Genomic DNA, 19,095 nt, shown 5'->3' with positions numbered 1-19,095 from the left:
GTCAGACCCCTGTGCTGACCACAGCACCCAGCAGGGCCACCGGAGCCGTCTCTGCCCGGAGAATCCGTTTGCCAAGGGTGACAGGTGTGAAATTTTTCTGTTTCAAAAGCTCGACCTCGCTGGCACTGAAGCCCCCTTCAGGACCAGTCGCGAACCACACCTGACCGTCCCAGGACAGCTTTGAAAGCACCGTGTCCTGGGTGCCAGGATGGGCCACAAAACCCAGAGGCACAGAGGGCAATTGTTTCAGTGAGATGGGTGCAAGCACTTCTGGCACCACAGCCCGTCTGGACTGCTTGCTGGCCTCCTCAGCGATGCGGCGCAGGCGCACCAGTTTGTTGTCGCCCAGATCGGGCACATCGGCGTACTGGGTTTTGATCAATTGAAAACGGCTCACCCCAAGTTCTGTGCAGGCCCGGACCACATCGGCAAGCTTGTCTCCTTTCAGGAGGGCCAGGGCCAGGGTGACGGGTTGTGGCAACTCCAGATCGTTCTGGAACCTTTCCAGCACGATCATGGTGACGGTGAAGGCATCCAGATCTTCAATGCGGGCACGGGCTTCCCAGCCTGTTCCATCAAAGAGGTGAATTTCATCTCCTGCTTTCAGCCTGAGGACCCGCATGTGCTGGACTTCAGGACCGTCCATTTCGATGGTGTCCGTAAGGGCTTCCACCCTGAATCGCTTCTCAAAGACTTTCATGATGGACTTCTGGCCAGGATGAGTGCCCATTCTCCCTCGGTCTCACTGCTGACCAGGGTGAAACCTTCGCGTTCCAGTGCGTTTTCAACAAGGTGCATGCGGTCCACCAGGATGCCGGTCATGATCAGGTCACCTCCGGGCACCAGGGCTTCCAGATACTCACCCATCAGGGCATCATGCAGTTCCGCGAAAAGGTTGCAGACCAGCACATCCCACGGTCCCTGATCCAGCACATCCGAAAGGACCCCCTGGTAAAAGGGCACATTCAGGCCGTTGATCTGGGCGTTCTCCCGGGCAATCGGAACGGTGATGGGGTCGAGGTCCACGCCACTGGCATGGGCGCCGAGTTTGCCTGCCACCAGGGCCAGCAATCCTGTGCCTGCACCCACATCGAGCACCTTCTTTCCAGGGAGATCCAGACGCTGCAGGGCGTCCATGGCGAACTGGGTGGTGGTGTGGTGCCCGGTTCCAAAAGCCATGCCAGGGTCAATGATCAGGGGGATGCTGTCCACTGGAGCTTCACCCTGCAACCAGGTGGGAACCACAGTGATGCGTCCCACGGTCACTGGCTTCAGGTCGGCTTTCCATTTTTCGAGCCAGTCGGTGTCATCTGCAACCACCCATTCACCCGTGAGAGGAACTTCCACCCGGGTCTCAAAATAAGCTTGAACGGTTCCGTTCACTTCCTGCATTCCGGTGCAACCAGCGTCCCACAGGGCCGGAAGCTGGGCATCGAGGTCATCCAAAGTGCCTTGAATCTGGTAAATCAGCATGGACAACATTCTATAGGAGGTTTTGCTTAGAAAGTTTGCGGGGAGTTGAGGACACCGTTGAAATGGGACATGGGTCTGGAGGTGGACAGACAATGCTCGTCATCAGCTGTCAGCAAAAGAGGAGAATCAAGCTCAAAGCTCAAGGTGCCTGCTTGATCAGCGGGTAGAAACAACACAGACCCAGACGCCACTCTGGGTGTATTTTTTTGCTTTTTCCTTCGGATACTCTTCCAAGGTATATTTAAGCATAGATTTTGTGGAATGGCAAATTTATTTTCTTTGAACTCAATTTAGTCCCTGTATAGATCAAAAAGTCATACGTTCTGCAAAGGAAAAAAGTGTGCGATATATGTGATGTTTCGATAAAATTTGCTGTTTCAGAAAAAATTTGTTGACAAGATTACGGAAGCCTCCCTATACTGCAGGCGTAGACAGAAGTCTGCATAATATCGCACCAGGGGGTTGGTACATGCATTTTTTCGCAAAACAAAGCCGGGGATTGCTGCATAAAGTTGCTGGGTCTGCCATCATCAGTCTCAGTGTGGGTCTGCTCGCAGGAGCCCAGGCAGAAGACGTGAAAGTGGGTGTGCTCCACTCCCTCACCGGAACCATGGCGATCAGTGAGATCACCGTGAAGAACGCCACCCTGCTTGCCATTGAGGAGATCAACAAAAAGGGCGGCGTGATGGGCAAGAAGATTGCTTCCGTTATCGAAGACGGGGCCAGTGAGCCTGCCACCTTCGCACAGAAGGCCCAGAAGCTGATTGAGCAGGACAAGGTCTCCACCGTGTTCGGGGGCTGGACCAGTGCCTCCCGCAAGGCCATGCTTCCAGTGTTTGAGCGCCTCGACAACCTGCTGTGGTACCCCGTACAGTTCGAGGGCAACGAGTGCAGCCCCAACATCATGTACTCCGGTGCACAGCCCAACCAGCAGATTCTGCCTGCCTTCGACTGGGCCGTGGAAAAAGGGTACAAGAAGTACTTCCTGGTCGGCTCTGACTATGTGTTCCCCAGAACCGCCAACCTGATTGTCAAAAAGCACATCGAGAATGACAAACTCACCCTGACCGGTGAAGAATACGTGCCCCTCGGCGGAACGGACTTCTCCAGCGTGATCAACAAGATCAAGGCGGGCGGACCGGCCATCATCTTCAACACCATCAACGGGGATTCCAACGTGGCCTTCTTCAAGCAACTCGCCGCTGCAGGACTCACCGCCAAGGACTACCCTGTGATGAGTTTCTCCATCGCAGAGCAGGAAGCCAAGGCCATCGGTCCGAAGCTGCTCGAAGGCAGTTACGCTGCCTGGAATTACTTCATGAGCCTCCCCAATGCCAGCAACAAGGCCTTCATCAAGGCTTACGCTGCCAAGTACGGCAAGGACCAGCTCATCACCGATCCCATGATTCACGGTTACGTGGACGTGTACGTCTGGAAAGCTGCTGTAGAAAAAGCCAGGAGCTTTGAGCCCGACAAGGTCCGCAAAGCTGCGGTGACCCTCAAAGAAATCAACACCCCCATGGGCAAGATCAAGTTCGATGCGAACCAGAGCCTCTACCAGACCGCCTACGTGGGCCAGCTCAAAGCAGACGGTCAGTTCAAGATCCTCTGGGACAGCAAGAAGAACCTGAAACCCGAGCCTTACGACGCACTGGCCTTCCCTGGCAAGACCTGCAAACCCTGACTTTCAAGGGGCCTTGCCCCTCAGGTTTTCACCCGTCCAGGTGCCTGCAAAGCACCGGGCGGGTAAAACGCTAGAAGCCCCTGACCTTCTAAGGAGTTCTTATGGGAGACACCGCACTTTTTCTGGGACAGCTTTTCAATGGGGTGAGCGTCGGCTCGATCCTGTTGATTGCGGCCCTCGGTCTGGCGCTCAGTTTCGGGCTGATGCGCGTGATCAACATGGCACACGGCGAATTCATCATGATCGGTGGATACCTCGCTTTTCTGGCCCACCAGATCATCCCCAGTGGAGCCTCCCTCTGGCTTGCCCTGCCTCTGGCTTTTGTGGGGACTTTCCTGCTGGGAGCACTTCTGGAAAGCACCCTGATTCGCAGGCTTTACGGCAGACCCCTGGACACCTTGCTGGCCACCTGGGGGCTCAGCCTCATTCTGCAACAGGCAGCACGCCAGATCTTTGGCCCAACCGGTGTGGAAGTGACCGCCCCTGCATGGCTGAGTGGGGCGATCAACTTTTCCGGTGCCCTTTCTGGCCTGACCATCCCCCACGTGCGGATTTTTGTGATTGTGCTGGCCCTGCTGATTCTGGGTGGCCTGCTGCTCCTCATCAACAAAACCAGACTGGGCATGCTGGTGCGGGCCGTCAACCAGAACCGTGAAGTGGCCTCCACCCTGGGGGTCAACACCCGCCTGATTGACATGACCGTGTTCGCCATTGGCGCAGGCCTCGCCGGGCTGGGGGGAGCCGCACTGGCCCTGATTTCACCAGTGACCCCCACCGTTGGGCAGAGTTACATTGTGGACGCCTTCCTGGTGGTGATTCTGGGCGGTCTGGGCAGTCTGGCGGGAACCACCATCGCCTCATTCGTGGTGGGCCTGTTCTCTGCAGGGCTGCAGACCTTCACCAGTGTCTCTTTTGCCAAGGTGCTGCTGCTTGCTGGGGTGGTGGCCTTCCTGCAATGGAAACCCAAAGGCATTGTGGTGATGAAATCCCGTGCCCTGGAGGAGGCGTAACATGAAAAAGTTCACTTTGCCCTTCATGGCTGCACTGTTTCTGGTGCTGGCTGCCGCTCCAGCGATACTGGATGGCTACAATCTTTCTCTGCTTGGACGGTTTCTCGCCCTGGCCCTGGTCACCCTCGGTCTGGTGTGGTGCTGGGGAAAAGGCGGAGTGCTTTCTCTGGGCCAGGGGGTGTTCTTTGGACTGGGTGGATACGCCATCGCCATGCACCTGAAACTAATGGGCCTCCCTGCAGGTGAAATCCCCGATTTCATGATGTGGAACGGCATGAGTGACCTGCCTGCATGGTGGGCTCCTTTCAAGAGCCCTATCTTTGCAGTGGCGATGGTTTTTGTGATTCCAGGCATTGCCAGTTTCATCATGGCAAACCTGCTGTTCAGAAGGCGCATCACGGGCGTCTACGTGTCCCTGATCACCCAGGCGGTGGCCCTGGCGTTTGCCACCCTCCTGACCAGTCAGCAAGGGGTGACGGGTGGGTTCAACGGTCTGACCAACTTCACCACCCTGTTCGGGGCAAACTACGGCACCCCTGAAATGCAGAAAACCCTTTACTGGGTGACGGTTGGCTTTGTGGCCCTGACTTTTGTGGTGGGCATCCTGCTGGAACGCACCTATTTTGGCAAAACCCTGCTCGCCATTCGTGACGGTGAGAACCGCTCCCGTTACCTCGGGTATGACCCTGTGCCTTACAAAGTGTTCGCTTTCACCCTGGCCGGGATTCTGGCAGGTGTGGCAGGCGCCCTCTTCACCCTGCATGTGGGCGTGATCAGTCCAGCCATGGTGGGTGTGGTGCCCAGCATCGAGATGGTGGTCTGGGCCGCCATCGGAGGGCGGGAAAGCCTGATGGGAGCCATCCTGGGAACGGTCCTGATCAACTTCGCCAAGGACCGCATCTCCACCGCACTGCCCGATGCCTGGCTTTACATCATGGGGGTGCTCTTCATGCTGGTGGTGCTGTTCCCACCCCAGAGCTGGAAGCTGCCCAGACTTTTTAAAGCCAGCAAAAAACCCACCTTCAAGGAGGTTCACGGTGACTGAGGCACTGCTGGAAATCAAAGGGGTCACCGTCTCTTTTGACGGCTTTGTGGCCCTGAACAACGTGAATTTCTCGGTGAAACCCGGAGAAGTGCGCATCCTGATGGGTCCCAACGGTGCAGGCAAAAGCACCCTGATGGACACCGTGATCGGCAAGGTGCGGGCAGACCAGGGACAGATTTTCTTTCAGGGGAAAGACATCTCCAGAACGCCGGAGTACCGCATCACCGGACTGGGGATCTGCCGCAAATTTCAGACCCCGGGTGTGCTGGAGAACCTCACTGTGAAAGAGAACCTGGAACTCTCTGCCAGAAAGAGCAAAGGGTTCTGGGGCAGCCTGAAAACCCGCCTGTCGAAAGAAGAAACAGACCGGGTTTCAGAAGTGCTGAAAAAAGTGCGGCTGCAAGAAAAAGCAGTCATGCAGGCCCGCCACCTCGCCCACGGTGAAAAACAGTGGCTGGAGATTGGCATGGTGCTTGCAGCCAACCCACCCCTGATCATGCTGGACGAACCCACTGCAGGCATGACCGTACAGGAAACCGCCCTGACCGCTGCACTGATCCAGGAACTCGCAAAAGAGCACACCATCATCGTGATTGACCACGACATGACCTTCATTGAACTCTTGCAGGCCGATGTGAGCGTGCTGCACATGGGCAAAATGCTCTGTGAGGGAACCCTGAACACTGTTCGAAACAACGAGGAAGTGCAGTCCGTGTACCTGGGCCGCCACAAGGAGGAAGCCCATGCTTAAAGTCGAAGGCCTGAATGCCAGTTACGGCGAATCCCGCGTGCTCTGGAACGTCAACCTGGAGGTGAAACCCGGTGAGGGTGTGGCGCTTCTGGGCCGCAACGGGGTGGGAAAGACCACCATGCTCCGGGTGCTGGCCGGACTGCATGGGGTGCAGGATGGGAAACTCCTGTTTGATGGATCGGACATCACCCGCCACGCCCCACACAAACGGGCCAGAGGCGGCCTGGCTTATGTGCCCCAGGGAAGGGGCATCCTGCCCCACCTGACCGTCGAGGAAAACCTCCTGATGGGCCTCAATGCCACCCAGGAAAAGGGCATCCCTGATTTCATCTATGACCTGTTCCCGGTCTTGAAAGAGATGCTGCACCGCAAAGGAGGCAACCTCTCCGGGGGGCAGCAGCAACAACTGGCCATTGGCCGTGCCCTCACCATGCGCCCCAAAATGCTCCTGCTCGATGAACCCACCGAGGGCATTCAGCCCAACGTGGTGCAGCAGATTGGGGAAGCCCTCAAGGTCGTGCGCAACGAACTGAAGGTTTCTGTGCTTCTGGTTGAGCAGTATCTGGATTTTGCCTGGAACTTTGCCGAACGCTATTACGTGCTGCAACGTGGGGTGATCACCCACACTGGAGAAACCCACACCGACGATGTGGACACCGTCAGCAGGTTCATCACGGTTTGAGGCCTGATCCAGCGTTTCTGGACAGATGTGCAAAAAAACGGTGACACCCTGAAGATTGAAGTGAAATCTTTAGGGTGTTTATCTGATATTTATGCAACTTGTTCACAAAAATCCGAACAAACTGTAAGATCTAAAACAGAAGTGTGGAAAACGAGCCCCAAAAGGAGCAGAGTGTGCGACTGACTGAACGCGAAACCGAAAAACTCCTGATTCACCTGGCGGCAGAGCTGGCCCGCAAGCGGCAATCCAGAGGCCTGAAACTCAATTACCCCGAAGCCAGTGCCATCATCACCGCCGAAATTCTGGAATGGATTCGGGATGGTCGCACCGTGGCCGAGATCATGTCTCTGGGCACCACCGTACTGACCCGCGAGGATGTCATGGAAGGCATCCCAGAAATGTTGCATGAAATCCAGGTGGAAGGAACTTTCCCGGATGGCACAAAGCTGGTGACGGTGCATGATCCGATTCGCTGACCCCAACCGATTCGCTCCTCCCCTGCAAGGAGAGGCCGGGCCGAGAGCCAAGGGCCAAGAGCATACAGTGCAAAGGCTTTGGCAAAGTCTGTCATCCATACAGCTGCAGCAAAAGCATTTTCTGGCCCTCGGCTCTCGGCAGCACCGGAGGTGCATCAATGATTCCAGGTGAATCCTTACTGCAAGACGGTGAAATTGAATTGAACGCTGGCAAGTCCATCACCACCCTGAAGGTGTCCCACACTGGTGACCGTCCGGTGCAGGTGGGCAGCCACACACACTTTTTTGAGGTGAACCGTGCCCTGAGGTTTGATCGGGCAGAGGCTTATGGCAAACGTCTGAACCTGCCTGCGGGAACGGCAGTGCGTTTTGAGCCGGGCATCAGCACTGAGGTCGAACTCATTCCTTATGGTGGAAAACGTGTGGTGCACAGCATGAATGGGCTGGTGGCTGGACCTCTGGACGAGAAACAGACAGAAGCGCTCGTGATGCTTGAGGAGTGGCAATGAAACTGAAACGCTCAGATTACGCGCGTCTGTATGGACCCACCAGAGGGGACCGCATCCGTCTGGCAGACACCGAACTGCTTCTCCAGATTGAGGAGGATTACACCACTTACGGGGAAGAAGTGGTCTTTGGTGGAGGCAAGGTCATCCGGGATGGGCTGGGACAGGGCCAGAACACCCGCGCTTCGGGCAGCCCTGATCTGGTGATCACCAATGCCATCTTGCTGGACTGGTGGGGCATCGTGAAGGCCGATGTGGGGGTCCGGGAGGGTCGGATCGTGGCCATCGGCAAGGCTGGAAACCCCGACATTCAGGATGGCGTCACGCCCGGGCTGGAGATCGGTCCGGGCACGGAAATCATTGCCGGAGAGCGCAAGATTCTGACAGCCGGGGGCATTGACACCCACATTCACTTCATTGCCCCGCAGCAAGCCTGGGAAGCCCTGTATTCAGGCGTGACCACCATGATTGGTGGAGGAACTGGGCCTGCAGAGGGCACCAAGGCCACCACCTGCACGCCTGGTCAGTGGAACCTCCACCGCATGCTGGAAAGCCTTGAGGCTTTCCCACTGAATTTCGGTCTGCTGGGCAAGGGGAACGCGAGCCTTCCTGAAGCCCTGGAAGAACAGGTTTTGGCTGGAGCCATTGGTCTGAAACTTCATGAGGACTGGGGAACCACCCCTTCTGCCATTGACACCTGCCTGAGCGTGGCAGAGAAATACGACGTGCAGGTGGCGATCCACACCGATACCCTCAATGAGAGTGGGTATGTCGAGGACACCCTGAAGGCCTTCAAGGACCGGGTCATCCACACCTACCACTCTGAAGGGGCAGGGGGAGGTCATGCTCCAGACATCTTAAAGGTGCTTGCTTTTGACAACGTGCTTCCAAGCAGCACCAATCCCACCATGCCTTACACCATCAATACGCTTGAAGAACACCTCGACATGCTGATGGTCTGTCACCACCTCTCCCCGCAGGTCCCGGAAGATGTGGCTTTCGCAGAATCCCGCATCCGGCCTGAGACCATGGGAGCAGAGGATGTGCTGCACGACCTCGGGGCGATCAGCATGATGTCCAGTGACTCCCAGGCCATGGGTCGTGTGGGAGAGGTGATCCTGCGCACCTGGCAGACCGCCCACAAGATGAAACTGGAGCGGGGCGCGCTGGAGGGAGACGGTGATGCCGACAATGCCCGCATCAAGCGGTACGTCTCCAAATACACCATCAACCCTGCTCTGGCCCACGGGATTGCAGACCATGTGGGCAGCATTGAGGTGGGCAAACTTGCCGATCTGGTGCTCTGGAATCCTGCCTTTTTTGGCATCAAGCCCGAACTGGTCATCAAAGGGGGTTTCATTGCTGCGTCTTTGATGGGAGATCCCAATGCCAGCATCCCCACCCCTGAACCGGTGCGTTACCGTCCGATGTTCGGGGCTTTTGGAAAGGCCACCTCAAAAACCAGTGTGCATTTCGTGTCTCAGGTTTCGCTGGACCAGGGGAACCTGCCTGAACTGTCCCGCACCTGCCTCCCGGTCAAGGGTTGCCGCTCGGTGAAGAAGTCTGACCTGAAGCACAATGGTCTGCTTCCCAACATCATGGTGAACCCTGAAACCTACGAGGTGACCATTGACGGTGAACGCATTCACTCGGAAGCAGCAAAAGAACTGCCGATGGCCCAGCGGTACTTCCTCTTCTGAACCCAGAGAACGGAGCCCAAGTTGTTCAACCTGAAAACCACTCCTCAGATCAGGGAACTGCCCCCGCAGGACACCACTGGCCTGCAGATGACAGAGATCCCCATGACCTGCTGGGACCGCCAGAAAGTCCGGCGCAGGCTGAAAGCACCAGATGGTGTGGAGTTGCTGCTGGCCCTGCCCACCGGGACGGTGCTTCAACCTGGAACTGTGCTGGACATTCAGAAGGGCCGGGCGTATCAGGTGGTGGCTGCCCTGGAAGAGGTGCTGGTGTACCAGCCTGAGAACCTGACAGAGGCAATGAAATTTGCCCACTTCATCGGGAACCAGCACAGAGACATCGATTTTACGCCAGAGGGCATTCTGGTGCTCTCTGATGTGGGGCTGGAAGCCCGCTTGAAGAAACTGGGCTTTCAGGTTTTTGCAGACCACAGACCTTACAGTGCCCGTCCGATCAGTGAGTACGCCCATGGCTGATGGGAGGGAGCAGGCCCTGAAAACCCGTCTGTTGTTGCAGCAGATGTTTGATTCCCAGTTCCCACTGGGAGGATTTGCCCACTCAGGAGGGCTGGAGGCTTACACGGCAGATCCCCTGAGCCCCGAGCGACTTGTGCGCCTGCTGGGGAACCACATCCGTCTGGGAGCGCTCAGGCTGGAAACCAGTGCGATGGTTCTGGTTTATCAGGGCACGGACCCTGAAGAACTTGCTCTGGAACTGACCGCCTGGAAATCCACCCCCACCACCCTGCATGCCAGCACGGCCCTGGGGAAGCGTCTGGTCAAACTGGCCCGACGGTTGTGGAAGGTGGACCTGCCTGTACTTTCTGAGCAACATTTCGCCCTCCAGTGTGCCCTGCTTGGGCAACACCTGCAGCTTCCCCTTGAAGACCTGTGTCTGGCCTACAGTCAGGCCCAGATCACCAGCATGCTCTCGGCCTGCACGCGCTGCATGCCCCTGAGCCCTGAACAGGCCCAGGAAATCCTGCTTGATTTGCAGGACACCCTGCTCACCGAAATCCCCAGACGCATCCAGCAGCCTGAACTTTGCAGTGCCATGCCTGCGCTGGATCTGCGCTCACATCAACAGGCGTTTTTATACACGAGGCTGTTTCAGTCATGAGGAAGTGCAAAGAGAAGCTGCCTTGCAGTTGGATGAGGAACAACAACCCCTTCGTCAAGGGGTCGCTTGCAAGTGAAACGAGCAACAGGGGATCTTGCCTCTCGGCTCTTGAGGAGAACACATGACCGTCAAAATTGGAGTGGGAGGCCCCGTCGGCAGTGGCAAAACGGCCCTGCTGGAAAAACTCTGCAAGAAAATGCGCGACGAATACAGCATTGCGGTGATCACCAACGACATCTACTGCCATGAGGATGCGGAGATTCTGGCCCGTGCCCAGGCGCTTCCGCTGCACCGCATCAAGGGGGTGCAGACCGGAGGGTGTCCGCACACCGCCATCCGCGAAGACCCCAGCATCAACCAGGAGGCGGTGGATGAAATGCTGGAGGCCCTTCCGGACCTGGACATCCTGTTCATTGAGTCTGGAGGGGACAACCTCGCATCTTCCTTCAGCCCGGAACTGGTGGATGTGTTCATTTTTGTGCTGGATGTCAGTGGGGGAGAGAAGGTGCCCCGAAAAGGCGGACCTGGCATTGTGCGTTCAGACCTGCTGGTGATCAACAAGATTGATCTTGCGCCTCTGGTGGGGGCCAGTCTGGAAGTGATGGAGCGGGACACCCTGGTGCAGCGCGGGAGCCGCCCCCATGTCTTCACCAGCCTGAAAAACGAAGAGGGCCTGAACCGGGTGATCCAGTGGATCAAGCAGGATGTGCTCTTTGAAGACTCCACCTTCTCGCTGGAGGAACCCTGATGCTCACCCTGATGGTGCTCGGGATCTTGCTGGGCATGAAACATGCCCTGGAACCCGACCATCTGGTGGCGGTCAGCACCATGCTGCACAAAGAAAGGAGGTTGACCCCTGCCCTGAGGGTGGGGGCAACCTGGGGTCTGGGGCACACCACCACACTGGCCCTGGGGGTGCTGTTCCTGTTCCTGCTGAAGGTCCCACTTCAGGAAGACCGCCTGATCTATTTTGAAGCGCCGGTGGCCCTGATGTTGCTCCTGCTGGGTATAAAGGCCATTTATGACCTTTTTACGGCCGGTCGGGAGATCTATTTTCACGCCCATGATGGCCTGACCCATGCGCACACCTTCCGGCTTTTTGACCCGGAGCAAAGGCATTTTCGCAGCTATTTCATTGGACTGGTTCACGGTCTGGCTGGGAGTGGAGCCATGATGCTGCTGCTGGCAGGTGAATTCCCCTCAATCTGGGAAGCCCTGATCTACACGGTGCTGTTTGGGGTTGGGAGTGTGGTGGGCATGACCCTGGTGTCTTGTGGAATTGCACTGCCCTTCATTGCCAGCCAGCAGAAACCCCGTCTGTACCAGGGACTCACCCTCCTTTCAGCCTGTGCCAGCCTGTTTCTGGGAGGCCAGATCGTGTGGGAGATTGTGCATGCATAGTGTGCTCCGGCTGGAGTTCGCCCTGCATCGGGGCCGGACCCTTTTGAAGCAGCAGTATGCTTCCGGGGCCATGAAGGTGATTCGCCCTTTTGAGGTGGGAGAATACGCCCTGCTGCAGATTGCCAGTGTGACACCGGGCATTCACAACGGGGACCATTATGAACTTGTGGTGCAGGTGCGGGGGGGGGCGAAAGTCATCCTGCTCAACCAGTCGGCCACCAAGCTGCATGGGAAGCGTGCTGGAAAGGCTGTGCATGACATTGAACTTCATGTGGAGCCTGACGCCCATCTGGAGTATTATCCGGGCCTGACCATCCCGTTTGCAGATGCCTGTTACCAGCAGCAGACCCAGGTTCGGCTCTCAGCAGGGGCCAGATTTGGGGTGCTGGAAAGCTGGAGTGCGGGTCGGCTGGAAAGGGGGGAGAAGTGGGCTTTTCAGGGGCTGTCCAGCAAGATTCATGTTCAACTGGAGAATCGGCCCCTGTTCCGGGATGCTTTCGAGCTCTCAGAAAGCCCTCTGGAGGGCCTGACCGACCAGCACACCCTGTGGGCCAGTGGATTCTGGCATGGCCTTCCTGCCCTTCCTGCAGCATTCCAGAACGGGCCTCAGCTGTCAGGCTGGGGGAGCACAAAAGCTGGAAGCCAGTATTTCAGGTTGCTCTCTTCAGACACCCTGGAATTTCAGCGTGAGATGACGGCTTACATACAGCAACGCTGGCACACCATTTCAGGGATGCAGGTGCCCTGGAGCCGGTATGCCAGCGGGGTTTTTCTCTGAGGTGCAGTTCAGATTTTCTGCCAGGGCAGGGACTTCATGTATTTCTGCAGGCTGACGGGATCATTCTGGGCGGCGAGGGCCAGCAGGGCAGGGGTGGGGCGGGCTTCCACCATGTAGCGGCTCCCATCGGGCTCGACCTTGCCGATCCGCAGAACGCTGCCAATTCTGGGTTTGAGCTTCTCGGGGTCCATGTACTGCACTTTTGCACCAATCACAATGGCCTGCGGGGGCAGTTCACGGGTCAGTTCGCTGGTGAAGGGTTTTCCGGTGTGGCTGTGGAATTCGATGGCAAACCGGGTGTAACGCCCGGAGCTGCCTGCACCTTCAAAGAGCACCGTTTCGAGCTGGTAGCCGTTTCTGAGGTGGGCATTCAGGCCAGGAATGGGCAGGTGGTCCAGCTGAGGAGCAGGTGCAGTCTGTGCAGGACGGGCTGGAAGAACGGGCTGGTTCAGGATCTCTTTGAGGGTTTGCAGGAACGGGGTGCGGGTTCGGGTGGGCGCAGTGGGGTTCATCATGGTTCTCTCCTTCCGCGCTCTCGCACTTTCCGTAATACGTATGACGCGGTTCTAGAACGCATTATGGGGCTTTGCAAATGCATGGCGTGTGCCCATTCCCACTTGACAAAAGCAAGATATTCACTTCGGACTGGCCTACTCCCCATGCTTAGAGGTTCTGTGCATCTGGCGTATCGGCAGGACCCGGTACAATGTCAAGGACACTTGACATTCCCGCAAAAATCCCTAAGATGAGTTCAAGCCAGAACGAGGTGAGGCCACACATGGAACGGGACAAACGCATCAAGGAAACCATGCAGAAAGGCGCCCGGGCCGCCATCGTGATTGCTGTGCTGGCCATGGCAGCACTCTTTCTGGCCGAGCACCTGCAATCTTCCAGCATCCTCAAAGGCTTTGGGATCGGACTCATGGTGGTTCTCCCTGTCTCCCTGATCCTCATGACTTACCGGGGCTACCAGAGCATGGACGAGTACGGCAAAACCATGACCCTGAAAGCTGTGGCGGTGGGTTTCATGGTGGTCATGGGCCTCAGCATGATCTATTTTCCGCTGGAGGCCGCCTTCAAACTGCCCCCGTTGCCCTTGTGGGTCATCTGGGTGGTGGGCTCCACCTCTTACGGCATTGCCATGGGTGTGCAGTCCAGAACGGGGGCAGAATGAACCGTGACCAGCGCGTCAAGAAAGTCTTCCGTTCCCTGACCGTGTCAGGATTCATTCTTGCAGGACTCACCATCTTGATTTCACTCTTGCAGGAGAACTGGGCCAGCGAACCGGACACCCGCGATTTCCTGTGGGGCGTGACCGTGGGCATCCGCACGGCTTTTCCCTTCATGCTGTTTTTTCTGGTGTACCGGGGATACCTGACCATGGATGAGTATGGTCGCCTGAAAATGCTCAAGGCCGCTGCACTGGCTTTCGTGGCCGTCATGGCTTTCAGCATGGCCTACTACCCGCTGCAGGCCGCCGGGAAGATTCCTGTGCTGCCTGTCTGGATCAACTGGGTCCTCGGATTTCTGACCTTCAGCGTCAGCATGGGGGTGCAGTCCAGAACATGAAAAACCGCATCAAGGTTCTGAGGGCCGAACGCAACCTCACCCAGGCCGACCTTGCGCTGATGCTGGACACCTCCAGACAGACCATCAACGCGCTCGAAACCGGCAAATACGATCCCAGCCTGCCTCTGGCCTTCAAGATTGCCCGGGCCTTCAACCTCACCATTGAAGACATCTTCCAGTACGAAGAATGACCCCTCACCGGGGCAGTCGGGATGTCCGCACCTGCTCCAGAACCACCATCAGCACCAGGGCGAGCGTGAAGGTGCTGAGTTGAACCATCTCAGGCAGGTGGGAGGCCACCCAGCCCAGAACTGGCATCAGCAGGGCAAACCCCAGGCGGAACGTTTGCAGCCCGATGCTCAGCCAGATGCGAAAAAACACATCTGACAGCAGATACACACAAAGGCCCCAGGCAAGCAGCCACTCTGGGGGAAAGCCCTCCTGTTCAGAAGGGTGGACCATGAAGCCCTGAATGCTGGAAGCCAGCAGCACAATCCCCACAATCATCCCCAGATGGGCGTAACCGTACCCAGCGAGGGCCATCTTGCTGCGGTTCTGGGTCTGGGCATGCTCCAGGGCCCGCTCTGCCGCCTGGGATTCTCCAGCAAAATAACTCCACCACAGGGCAGAGGTCAGCACCAGACCCATCAGGGCCTTCATGATCAGGGGCATGACCAGGGGCTCTTCGGTGGTGGTGGTCCCGATGGCCACCACGGCCTCACCCAGGGCAATGATCATCACCAGACCGTGACGCTCCACAAAATGCCTGGGTTGCACCCGAAACCCTCGGGTGCGGGTGAGCAGGGGAGACAGGAACTGGATGCTGAACGCTCCACCCAGCAAAATCCAGTCCATCTGTCCGCTGGTGAATCCGGCACCCAGGGCCAGCACAGCGGCCAGCAGATGATAGGGGGCCATCCTCAGGCTGGCCATGATCGGGGCCTTGCTGTCAGCACGGGTGAAGAGCACCGTGTGCACCAGCACCACCAGCATGAACCCCACCCCGAACAGCATCCCACCCTCGGTGAACACATGGGGCACCGACACCCCGATCATCAGAAAACCTGCCATGCCCAGCAGAATCCACAGTCGGTGGGCTGGATGTGAAGTGCTGACATGATTGGTCAGCCAGGCGTAACCCCCATACATCCACCAGGTGATCCCCAGAACCAGCATGCCCTTCATGACATCCAGGGGGCCGTGCGCGTGTTCCACCATGTGGGTCACCTGCGTGACAATGAACACGAACACCAGATCAAAGTACAGCTCCAGTGTGGAAACCTTCTCGGTTTCCGGAGGTTGGGCCGGAGGGGGGGTGGGCTCAGCAGACACCTTTCAGCTTCCACTGTCTGCAAGGACGGTGAAGCAGCAATTCTGACAGAGTTCAGCCCCAGGTCCCCTCACCTGCGTCATGTGGCCCACCCGTGCCCTGATGCCTGCTGTATAAAATGGGCGACATGGTTCTCATTCCTGGCACAGTCCGGCCCGATTATGCTGGTGGAGGCATTCTCAATTTGATCAGCAGCATTCAAAGCCATTTTGGACTCAAGAGCAAACATGATCCTCTGCACGCCCCCATTCCTTTTCAGAAAAAAGCAGTGCTCTTGATTGTGGATGGTCTGGGTTTTGAGCAACTCGAACGCCACCGCCAGCAGGGAGATCTGGGTGCAGCAGACCATTTTCAAGAGGTTCGCAGGCTGACCAGCGTGTTTCCCAGCACCACCATGGCAGCCCTCACCACCCTGCACATGGGGGCTCCACCCGCAGAAACCGGATGGCTCTCCGGGTGCCTGTGGCTGCAGGAACTCGGGACCATCGTCAACCTGATCCGCAACAAGGATGAATTCACCCGGCAAGGGGTGGATCTGGGGTTCATGCGAAAGACCCGTTCCATTTACAGCAGGCTGGATGAGGCAAGGGTTCGCAGCACCATCATCTTCCCAGAAGCTTTTGAGGGGTCTTTTTTGAGCAACTGGCACCATGAAGGCTCACACCAACAGGGCTATGCCTTCACGCCGAGCACCATTCCAACCCTGGTGCAGAATGCGCTGCAGCACTCTGATTATGTGGTGATCTACTACCCCCATTACGATGACATGTGCCACAGGTACGGCCCTGAAAGCCAGGAGGCCCGGGATGAGGCAAGGCTTCTGAACACCATCCTGGGGGGTGTGATGCATCGTCTCCCTCCTCACACCACATTGATGCTCACTGCAGACCACGGCCACAAAACCATTTCCGGGAACATCTGGCTGGATGGGCATCTGGACCTCCATCCCCACCTCCTGAGGCCCGTGTCAGGAGACAAGGTGTCACGGTACGTGGATGTGAAACCTGGCCATGAAGCGGAGGTGCAGGCTTACCTCTCCAGATGGGCGGATGTGGTTTCCAGCCATCAGCTCTGGGAAGAGGGTTATTTCGGGGGAGACCCCGCAGATCTCCAGTTCCTGACCCGCACAGGCACCCTGATGGCCCATGCCAGAGACGATATGGAATTGAACTGGTCCTACCACCCCGAGGTTCTCCAGATCAAGGGCTGGAAAGGGAACCACGGTGGACTCTCCAGCACAGAAATGTGGGTGCCCCTCGGCATTTTCAACAGTTGACCTCAGACCCTGAACGCCTCCAGAATGTCCTGCACCACGACCAGATCCTTGATGTCTTCTCCGAGATACTCGGTGATGCTTGCACCCTGAATGTGAAAATCAGTTTTGATCCTGTGAATGAGGTCCAACAGATCCTGCAGGAGCAGACCCTCTGGAGCAGGCCAGCCAATGGAGGAAATCTGTGAAGGGTCCAGCACATCCAGATCCACATGCACATAAAGGTGCTCAAACCCTTTCTGGTGGGCCGCTTCCAGCAGCATGCCAGGATCTGCTCTCAGGGTCTTTGCATCGAGCAACGTGATGTCCTGCTCCCGAATGTACGCCTCTTCTGCTGTATCAAGCTCCCTGACCCCTGCCAGCACCACCTGCTCTGGCCTCAGAAAAGAGGGGGTGAGGGCCAGAAATTCAGGATCACCCTCGCCCAGCAGGGTCCTCAGCACCATCCCATGAAAAGTGTGGCTGTAAGAGGTCTCAGGGGTGTTCAGGTCGGCATGACCATCCAGCCAGACCACCAGCAGGTTTCCCCTGCACAGTTCATTGAGGTGGGAAATCAGGGCCCACTCAATGGCACAGTCCCCTCCCAGTGTGATGTACTGCTGCAGGTTTCTGCCCTTCAGTTGCCGTTGTGCTTCCAGAAAGTGCTGGATCAGGGTGCGTCTGCCCCAGATGTTCTGCTCCACCTGTGTGGCCTGTGTGGAAACGGTTAGCAGGGGTTCTGCACCAAAAGTTGAGGCCAGCAACTGTGCACCAGAGTGGAGCTCCGTTCTGCCATCTGAGCCCTGCCACTGCGGAAAGGAAAGAAGAGAGAAATCCATGCTCCAGCATAAAAAAACAGCAGGCAGGTCGCAACGGCCATGTGGCTGATCTGGATTTTTTGCTTGACAGGGGCAGGAAAATGTGGATTCCTGAAAGCAGGAGATGCCCATGATTGAACCTGCCACCCTGCTCATTTTTATCGTGTCCGCACTGGCCTTGCTCGCCATTCCTGGCCCCTCGGTGCTGTACATCGTTGCCCGCAGTGTGCAACAGGGCAGACAGGCCGGACTGGTCTCTGCACTCGGGGTCGGGGTGGGCAGTCTGGTTCACATTTTTGCTGCTGCAGCAGGGCTTTCTGCATTGCTGCTGTCCTCAGCTCTGGCTTTCACCGTGGTGAAGGTGCTTGGAGCGGCCTACCTGGTGTATCTGGGCATCCGCACCATGCTGGAAAGGGCAAACCCCCAGGACGACACCCAGGTGCCCCCTCAGGCCCTGGCAAAAGTCTTCACCCAGGGGATCATTGTGAACGCCCTGAACCCCAAAACAGCCCTGTTTTTCCTGGCGTTCCTGCCCCAGTTCGTGCATCCGCAGGCTGGGCCGGTCCTGATCCAGATCCTGCTGCTCGGAGCGGTTTTCGTGGTTCTGGGAGTCCTGAGTGACAGCATGTACGCCCTGCTCGGAGGATGGCTGGCCAGACGCCTCAGGCAAAACCAGACCTTCATGCGCCGCCAGAAGTACCTGACCGGAGGGGTGTATCTGGCCCTTGGAGCAGTCACGGTGGGCATTCGGGAAAGCCACTGATAACTCAGGCTTTTCAGATTTTGCAGATTATTGTCTTTTCTTTACACGTTTCCGAATGTTCTGGCCTAAAATAAGCATCAAACGTTCATATGTCATGTGCCCCATTTGTCATGCTCAGAGGATGGTAAAAATATGCAAACTTTGCTCGCAGCTTTGAAATTGCCCTTCCAGATCACGAAACAAGCCAAAGTGCTTTTTCAGACCCCGATACAGCAGTATGGGCTGGTGTTGATGGTCACCGTATTGATCCAGCTGGCTTTGGCCTGGCTGTCACCAGATTTCAAATGGCAGGAAGGGGTGCAGGGCTGGCTGGGTGCTGCTTTGAGCCTCTACCTCACCACCCTGACTCTGGGCTGGATCGGGCTGCGCGTCTCCTGGGTGGACCTGTTGAAGTTTTCCCTGGCCAGTGGGTTGGTGTTCAGTGTGTTGATTCAGGGGCTTTTGATCCTGTCTGATCCCACCAATCCTGAGCTGTCCTTCCTGATCTGGCTGTTCTCACTGGGAAGTCTGGGGGCAATCATCTGGGTCATGTGTGTGTATTGCAAAGGCATCAGCAGTTTTTATGGAGGCAGCCCATGGGGTGTATTCTGGATGACCGTTCTGGCAGGTCTGATGTCCTCAGGTCTGTTGTTTGTGATTTCGCTCCTGACTGGCTGGTGATTTCAGTCCTCAAACCAGAGAGCACCTGTTGTTTGACAGGTGCTGATACATCTTTTGCTGATTGCTGAAAGCTGATGGCT

24 protein-coding genes are annotated in these 19,095 nt (G+C 57.0%); 19 read left to right on the top strand and 5 right to left on the bottom strand.

Going from position 1 to position 19,095, the window contains the following annotated elements:
* Nucleotide 1: 1 nt before the first annotated feature.
* Together DC3_RS03180 and DC3_RS03175 are read right to left on the bottom strand one after the other, a co-directional pair.
* Nucleotides 2–700 (bottom strand): 16S rRNA (uracil(1498)-N(3))-methyltransferase, encoded by a 699-nt coding sequence (locus DC3_RS03180; RefSeq protein WP_146882256.1) that lies wholly within the window; start codon nucleotides 698–700, stop codon nucleotides 2–4.
* Nucleotides 697–1,473 carry a 50S ribosomal protein L11 methyltransferase gene (locus tag DC3_RS03175; protein WP_146882254.1) on the bottom strand — a complete coding sequence of 259 codons (777 nt, stop codon included), beginning with the start codon at nucleotides 1,471–1,473 and terminating at the stop codon, nucleotides 697–699. The genes DC3_RS03180 and DC3_RS03175 overlap by 4 nt, the downstream gene beginning before the upstream one ends.
* A gap of 469 nt (nucleotides 1,474–1,942) precedes the next feature.
* Here DC3_RS03175 and urtA point away from each other — a divergent pair, with 469 nt between their 5' ends.
* The 13 genes from urtA (at nucleotide 1,943) to DC3_RS03110 (ending at nucleotide 12,623) form a co-directional block, all read left to right on the top strand.
* Complete coding sequence (urtA, locus tag DC3_RS03170) at nucleotides 1,943–3,157, top strand: urea ABC transporter substrate-binding protein (RefSeq protein WP_146882252.1); 1,215 nt, start codon at nucleotides 1,943–1,945, stop codon at nucleotides 3,155–3,157.
* Nucleotides 3,158–3,258: 101 nt separating this feature from the next.
* On the top strand, nucleotides 3,259–4,167 hold the full coding sequence (urtB, locus tag DC3_RS03165) for an urea ABC transporter permease subunit UrtB (RefSeq protein ID WP_146882250.1): 909 nt from the start codon (nucleotides 3,259–3,261) through the stop codon (nucleotides 4,165–4,167).
* A 1-nt stretch (nucleotide 4,168) separates the two neighbouring features.
* Nucleotides 4,169–5,212, top strand: coding sequence for an urea ABC transporter permease subunit UrtC (gene urtC, locus DC3_RS29670; protein ID WP_146882248.1), 1,044 nt, complete (start codon nucleotides 4,169–4,171; stop codon nucleotides 5,210–5,212).
* Complete coding sequence (gene urtD / locus DC3_RS03155) at nucleotides 5,205–5,963, top strand: urea ABC transporter ATP-binding protein UrtD (protein ID WP_146882246.1); 759 nt, start codon at nucleotides 5,205–5,207, stop codon at nucleotides 5,961–5,963. The genes urtC and urtD overlap by 8 nt, the downstream gene beginning before the upstream one ends.
* Nucleotides 5,956–6,645, top strand: a complete 690-nt coding sequence (gene urtE, locus DC3_RS03150) for an urea ABC transporter ATP-binding subunit UrtE (protein WP_146882244.1) — start codon at nucleotides 5,956–5,958, stop codon at nucleotides 6,643–6,645. Before urtD ends, urtE begins: the two co-directional genes overlap by 8 nt.
* Before the next feature lie 173 nt (nucleotides 6,646–6,818).
* Nucleotides 6,819–7,121 (top strand): urease subunit gamma, encoded by a 303-nt coding sequence (locus DC3_RS03145; protein ID WP_146882242.1) that lies wholly within the window; start codon nucleotides 6,819–6,821, stop codon nucleotides 7,119–7,121.
* A 158-nt stretch (nucleotides 7,122–7,279) separates the two neighbouring features.
* Nucleotides 7,280–7,630, top strand: coding sequence for an urease subunit beta (locus DC3_RS03140; RefSeq protein WP_146882240.1), 351 nt, complete (start codon nucleotides 7,280–7,282; stop codon nucleotides 7,628–7,630).
* Nucleotides 7,627–9,327, top strand: coding sequence for an urease subunit alpha (locus tag DC3_RS03135; protein WP_146882239.1), 1,701 nt, complete (start codon nucleotides 7,627–7,629; stop codon nucleotides 9,325–9,327). The genes DC3_RS03140 and DC3_RS03135 overlap by 4 nt, the downstream gene beginning before the upstream one ends.
* 21 nt (nucleotides 9,328–9,348) lie before the next feature.
* Nucleotides 9,349–9,801: an urease accessory protein UreE gene (locus DC3_RS03130; protein WP_146882238.1), complete on the top strand. Its 453-nt coding sequence runs from the start codon at nucleotides 9,349–9,351 to the stop codon at nucleotides 9,799–9,801.
* Nucleotides 9,794–10,444 carry an urease accessory protein UreF gene (locus DC3_RS03125; RefSeq protein WP_146882236.1) on the top strand — a complete coding sequence of 217 codons (651 nt, stop codon included), beginning with the start codon at nucleotides 9,794–9,796 and terminating at the stop codon, nucleotides 10,442–10,444. Before DC3_RS03130 ends, DC3_RS03125 begins: the two co-directional genes overlap by 8 nt.
* A 121-nt stretch (nucleotides 10,445–10,565) precedes the next feature.
* A complete protein-coding gene (gene ureG, locus DC3_RS03120; protein WP_146882234.1) occupies nucleotides 10,566–11,192 on the top strand; it encodes an urease accessory protein UreG in 627 nt (208 codons plus the stop codon).
* Entirely contained in the window at nucleotides 11,192–11,845 is a 654-nt protein-coding gene (locus DC3_RS03115; protein WP_146882233.1) for a hypothetical protein, read from the top strand. The genes ureG and DC3_RS03115 overlap by 1 nt, the downstream gene beginning before the upstream one ends.
* Nucleotides 11,838–12,623: an urease accessory protein UreD gene (locus tag DC3_RS03110; RefSeq protein WP_146882231.1), complete on the top strand. Its 786-nt coding sequence runs from the start codon at nucleotides 11,838–11,840 to the stop codon at nucleotides 12,621–12,623. Before DC3_RS03115 ends, DC3_RS03110 begins: the two co-directional genes overlap by 8 nt.
* 8 nt (nucleotides 12,624–12,631) lie before the next feature.
* Here the strand turns inward: DC3_RS03110 and DC3_RS03105 are convergent, their stop codons facing one another.
* Complete coding sequence (locus DC3_RS03105) at nucleotides 12,632–13,138, bottom strand: hypothetical protein (protein ID WP_146882229.1); 507 nt, start codon at nucleotides 13,136–13,138, stop codon at nucleotides 12,632–12,634.
* A gap of 263 nt (nucleotides 13,139–13,401) precedes the next feature.
* On the opposite strand from DC3_RS03105, the gene DC3_RS03100 reads away from it, so the two are divergent.
* Genes DC3_RS03100 through DC3_RS03090 form a run of 3 tightly spaced genes read left to right on the top strand, consistent with a single transcriptional unit; the run spans nucleotide 13,402 to nucleotide 14,383 of the window.
* Nucleotides 13,402–13,797 carry a hypothetical protein gene (locus tag DC3_RS03100; protein WP_146882227.1) on the top strand — a complete coding sequence of 132 codons (396 nt, stop codon included), beginning with the start codon at nucleotides 13,402–13,404 and terminating at the stop codon, nucleotides 13,795–13,797.
* On the top strand, nucleotides 13,794–14,192 hold the full coding sequence (locus DC3_RS03095; RefSeq protein WP_146882225.1) for a hypothetical protein: 399 nt from the start codon (nucleotides 13,794–13,796) through the stop codon (nucleotides 14,190–14,192). Before DC3_RS03100 ends, DC3_RS03095 begins: the two co-directional genes overlap by 4 nt.
* The gene (locus DC3_RS03090; protein ID WP_146882223.1) at nucleotides 14,189–14,383 is read left to right on the top strand and encodes a helix-turn-helix transcriptional regulator; all 195 of its coding nucleotides are present in this window, start codon (nucleotides 14,189–14,191) and stop codon (nucleotides 14,381–14,383) included. Before DC3_RS03095 ends, DC3_RS03090 begins: the two co-directional genes overlap by 4 nt.
* A 4-nt stretch (nucleotides 14,384–14,387) precedes the next feature.
* On the opposite strand, the gene DC3_RS03085 is transcribed toward DC3_RS03090, so the two are convergent.
* Complete coding sequence (locus DC3_RS03085; protein WP_146882221.1) at nucleotides 14,388–15,524, bottom strand: low temperature requirement protein A; 1,137 nt, start codon at nucleotides 15,522–15,524, stop codon at nucleotides 14,388–14,390.
* A gap of 125 nt (nucleotides 15,525–15,649) precedes the next feature.
* Here DC3_RS03085 and DC3_RS03080 point away from each other — a divergent pair, with 125 nt between their 5' ends.
* Nucleotides 15,650–16,798 (top strand): alkaline phosphatase family protein, encoded by a 1,149-nt coding sequence (locus tag DC3_RS03080; RefSeq protein ID WP_186815791.1) that lies wholly within the window; start codon nucleotides 15,650–15,652, stop codon nucleotides 16,796–16,798.
* A gap of 2 nt (nucleotides 16,799–16,800) precedes the next feature.
* Here DC3_RS03080 and DC3_RS03075 read toward each other — a convergent pair whose 3' ends face one another.
* Nucleotides 16,801–17,613 (bottom strand): arginase family protein, encoded by an 813-nt coding sequence (locus DC3_RS03075; protein ID WP_186815790.1) that lies wholly within the window; start codon nucleotides 17,611–17,613, stop codon nucleotides 16,801–16,803.
* A 109-nt stretch (nucleotides 17,614–17,722) separates the two neighbouring features.
* On the opposite strand from DC3_RS03075, the gene DC3_RS03070 reads away from it, so the two are divergent.
* A complete protein-coding gene (locus DC3_RS03070; RefSeq protein WP_146882215.1) occupies nucleotides 17,723–18,355 on the top strand; it encodes a LysE family translocator in 633 nt (210 codons plus the stop codon).
* A 132-nt stretch (nucleotides 18,356–18,487) separates the two neighbouring features.
* A complete protein-coding gene (locus DC3_RS03065) occupies nucleotides 18,488–19,015 on the top strand; it encodes a hypothetical protein (RefSeq protein ID WP_146882213.1) in 528 nt (175 codons plus the stop codon).
* Nucleotides 19,016–19,095 lie beyond the last annotated feature (80 nt).

Source organism: Deinococcus cellulosilyticus NBRC 106333 = KACC 11606 (assembly GCF_007990775.1).
Classification (GTDB): domain Bacteria; phylum Deinococcota; class Deinococci; order Deinococcales; family Deinococcaceae; genus Deinococcus_C; species Deinococcus_C cellulosilyticus.
This window is presented reverse-complemented; position numbering and strand designations above follow the sequence as displayed.